A 3,119-nucleotide genomic window follows, 5' to 3' on the forward strand; every position below is an offset into this window, starting at 1 on the left:
GCCTGTGATAATATTATCATAGACAAATGAGACATGAAACGCAGATGCGTCAGCTCATTTGTTTCTCTTTTGCAAAAGAATACGGACTTAAAATGAAGCGTCAGCTCATCATCGAAGGATGGTGGGTATGGCGCTTTTTTCATGTCCGAAAATCAGATGACGATCTGAAAGACAATATTGGAATAAGGAAGAGAGGAAAAAATGGATTACGAAACATTCAAACAGGAAATGACAGAGGATCTGAAGCAGAGGCTTTACGAGAGAGGCGTTGAGAATGTTGAGATGAGTTTTCACAATGTTGAAAAAGCAAATCAGCACTATGAGTCCTTGACCGTGCGTCAGGAAGGAAGCAATGTTGGAGTCAACTTCAATATTGAGAGTGCCTTTGCTGAATATGAGCACACCGGAGATTATGCTGGTGTTCTTGCGGAATCAACACACGCTATCATGCAGGGACTTGAGAATGTCCCTTCCGTTGATACATCCGAGCTTACCAATTATGAAGCAATGAAGGAAAAGCTCTCCATTGAAGTGATTTCTGCGGAAACAAATGCAGAGCTGCTTACAAAGATTCCTCATGAAAGCATGGAGGACATGGCGGTTGTATATCGTTTTGTGCTTGAGAGCAATGATACCGGCAGAGCATCCATTCTGGTAACCAATGACATGATCAATCACATGGGAGTTACCCATGAGCAGCTGAAAGCGGATGCGTTAGAAAACGCACCGGAGATCAGACCGGCGGTTATCCAGGGTATGAGCGAAGTCATGAGAGAAATGATGGGACCGGAGGCATTTGAGATGTTTGGTCTTCCTGAGGAGCAGGAGGAAATGATGTATGTTGCATCGGTGCCGGATAAGAACTCCGGTGCCGGGGTACTTGCCTATCAGGATTTTATGGACCAGGCAGCTGAGAAGCTTGGCGGAGACTTCTATATTCTTCCCTCATCGATCCATGAAATTCTGTTGGTACCTGATAACGGAGACAAGGCGGCAGATGATCTGAGAGATATGGTAAGGGAAGTCAATGCTACCCAGGTAAGTCCTGAGGAAAAGCTTACTGACAATGTGTACCATTATGATTCCAAGGAGCATATCTTTGAGCTTGCGGAAAAGTTTGAAGCAAGACAGCAGGAAAAAGCCGAGGTTCAGATTGATGAGAAATCCGAGGAGCACGGGTCTGTGCTAAAGGATCTGAAGGATAAGCAGAAGGAAGTAGCTGCAAAGCCTCCCGTAAAGGATGCGGCAGAAAAGGCAGCAAAAGCTAAGGGCGGGGAAGCCCTCTAAAACAATCATAAAGTGTCAGCTTATGGCGATTGCCATAGGTCTGGCACTTTTTTGATGGAAAGGCAAGGTAATACAATGTCAGGAGCATATATTGAGAAAAACAGAACAGGGGTTAAGCCACCGGTCAGCCATCCGCAAAACTGTAAAGAGGAATGTCCTTATGGGTATGACAAAGCATTTTGTTTTCCGTGCTACAAAAAGCTGATGGAAGAGATGCGAGGCAAAAGAAAGGGATAGGCATGGGATTTGATTACTTTTATGAAGATCAGACCCAGCAGTTTGCTTTTTACCGGATTCCGAAGGTTCTTTTTACAGATGCAAGGTTTCAGGGAATATCTACGGAAGGGAAGGTATTGTACGGGTTGCTACTGGACCGTGTATCGCTTTCCAGGGATAATGGCTGGATTGATGAGGAGGGACGGGTATATATCATTTTCACCCTGACTTCCATCCGGGAAGCCATGAACTGTTCCGAAAAATCAGCAATCAAGTATCTTTCAGAGCTGGAAGAGTTTGGGCTGATAGAGCGCATTAAGCAGGGACTGGGAAAGCCGGCACTGATCTATGTGAAGAACTTCTTAGACCAGCAGAATTTACAGGTCAAGGCCTGTAAAGATTACAGGTCTGGTACTGTAAAAGTTACAGGTCAGGACCTGTATAATCTACAGCCTAATAATACTAATAACAATAATACTGAATATAGTGATACTTATCCTATCCTATCCGGGGATGAGGAGCGGATGGGATATGAAGCATACCTTAGGGAACAGCTGGAAATATCAGTCCTAAAGAGCAGGTATCCTTATGATTCGGATATGATTGATGGCATTTTGGAGCTTATGCTGGACATATTGTGTTCCAGGAGAAAGATGATCCGGATAGCCGGAGATGACAAGCCGGCAAATGTGGTAAAAGGAAGATTCATGAAACTGGACATGGGACATATTCAGTATGTGATGGACTGCGTCCGGGAGAATACCACGAAAGTCCGCAGTATTAAGCAGTATCTGCTGGCTGCATTGTATAACGCGCCGGCTACCATGGATGGTTATTATCGTGCGGAAGTTAATCACGATATGGCCACAGGAAAAATATAGACCAGGAGGGATTGGTTAAATTGAATGATACAGAATTTATTTTGGGTCGCTTGGAGAAGATAGCGGCAAATCTGGAAGAGATTGTCAGTATTCTGGCACCGGAGCAGTCGGCAATCTATGTGGATGCATCGCAGCAGGTGAATTTCATCGGGATGGAAGATGCAATGGCAATTCTGGACGGCTTTGGAAAGAACAGTGCTTCCGAGATGATAGGGAAGACGGATTACATTCTTGTCTATGATGCAAGAAAGAAGCTGCTCATTGACGGAGAGGCATATGTGCCTGCCGGGTATCTTGTGATGAAATCGGATTATGGATTAAAGGGGCTTGACGAGAGTGATATCAGTGCAGTCATGGCTGAACTTAGAAGCAGAATCTGTACGCTTGCACTCGGGCAGTACCGGATCCAGAGCTACAGGCTGGGATAGGAGGATTTTATGAATAACAAACCATGGGCTTATGTTACATCTGCATGGAGTGCGGACCGAACCAAAGCCAAAAGATCTGCAAAGAGATATTGCAGGAAACTGTATGAAGCAGGCTACACACCGATCTGTCCGCTATTGTCATTGCCGGAGGTAATTGACGTAAGCAATGCGGATGAATATAAGGATTATCTGGATATGTCAGAGGATATGCTGAGACGTTCCAGAATTCTTGTGGTTTGTGGAGCTGCCGTTAATGAAACGGTGCTTACGGATATTGCGATTGCAAATCGCTTTCACGTGGCATCAT

Annotated in this window: 4 protein-coding genes; all 4 read left to right on the forward strand. The window is 44.9% G+C overall.

Translation table 11 applies throughout. From position 1 onward, the window contains the following. Window positions 1–201: 201 nt before the first annotated feature. The gene (locus QZZ35_RS10420) at window positions 202–1,287 is read left to right on the forward strand and encodes a DUF5688 family protein (protein ID WP_291237342.1); all 1,086 of its coding nucleotides are present in this window, start codon (window positions 202–204) and stop codon (window positions 1,285–1,287) included. Window positions 1,288–1,526: 239 nt separating this feature from the next. Beyond that, window positions 1,527–2,384 (forward strand): DUF6017 domain-containing protein, encoded by an 858-nt coding sequence (locus tag QZZ35_RS10425; protein ID WP_291237343.1) that lies wholly within the window; start codon window positions 1,527–1,529, stop codon window positions 2,382–2,384. A gap of 20 nt (window positions 2,385–2,404) precedes the next feature. Continuing rightward, a complete protein-coding gene (locus QZZ35_RS10430) occupies window positions 2,405–2,812 on the forward strand; it encodes a hypothetical protein (protein ID WP_291237344.1) in 408 nt (135 codons plus the stop codon). Window positions 2,813–2,821: 9 nt separating this feature from the next. Next, window positions 2,822–3,119 (forward strand): DUF7768 domain-containing protein (locus QZZ35_RS10435; protein ID WP_291237345.1); only part of this gene is annotated, 298 nt, incomplete at its 3' end.

It is taken from the genome of Frisingicoccus sp., assembly GCA_016298055.1.
Lineage (GTDB): Bacteria > Bacillota > Clostridia > Lachnospirales > Lachnospiraceae > Frisingicoccus.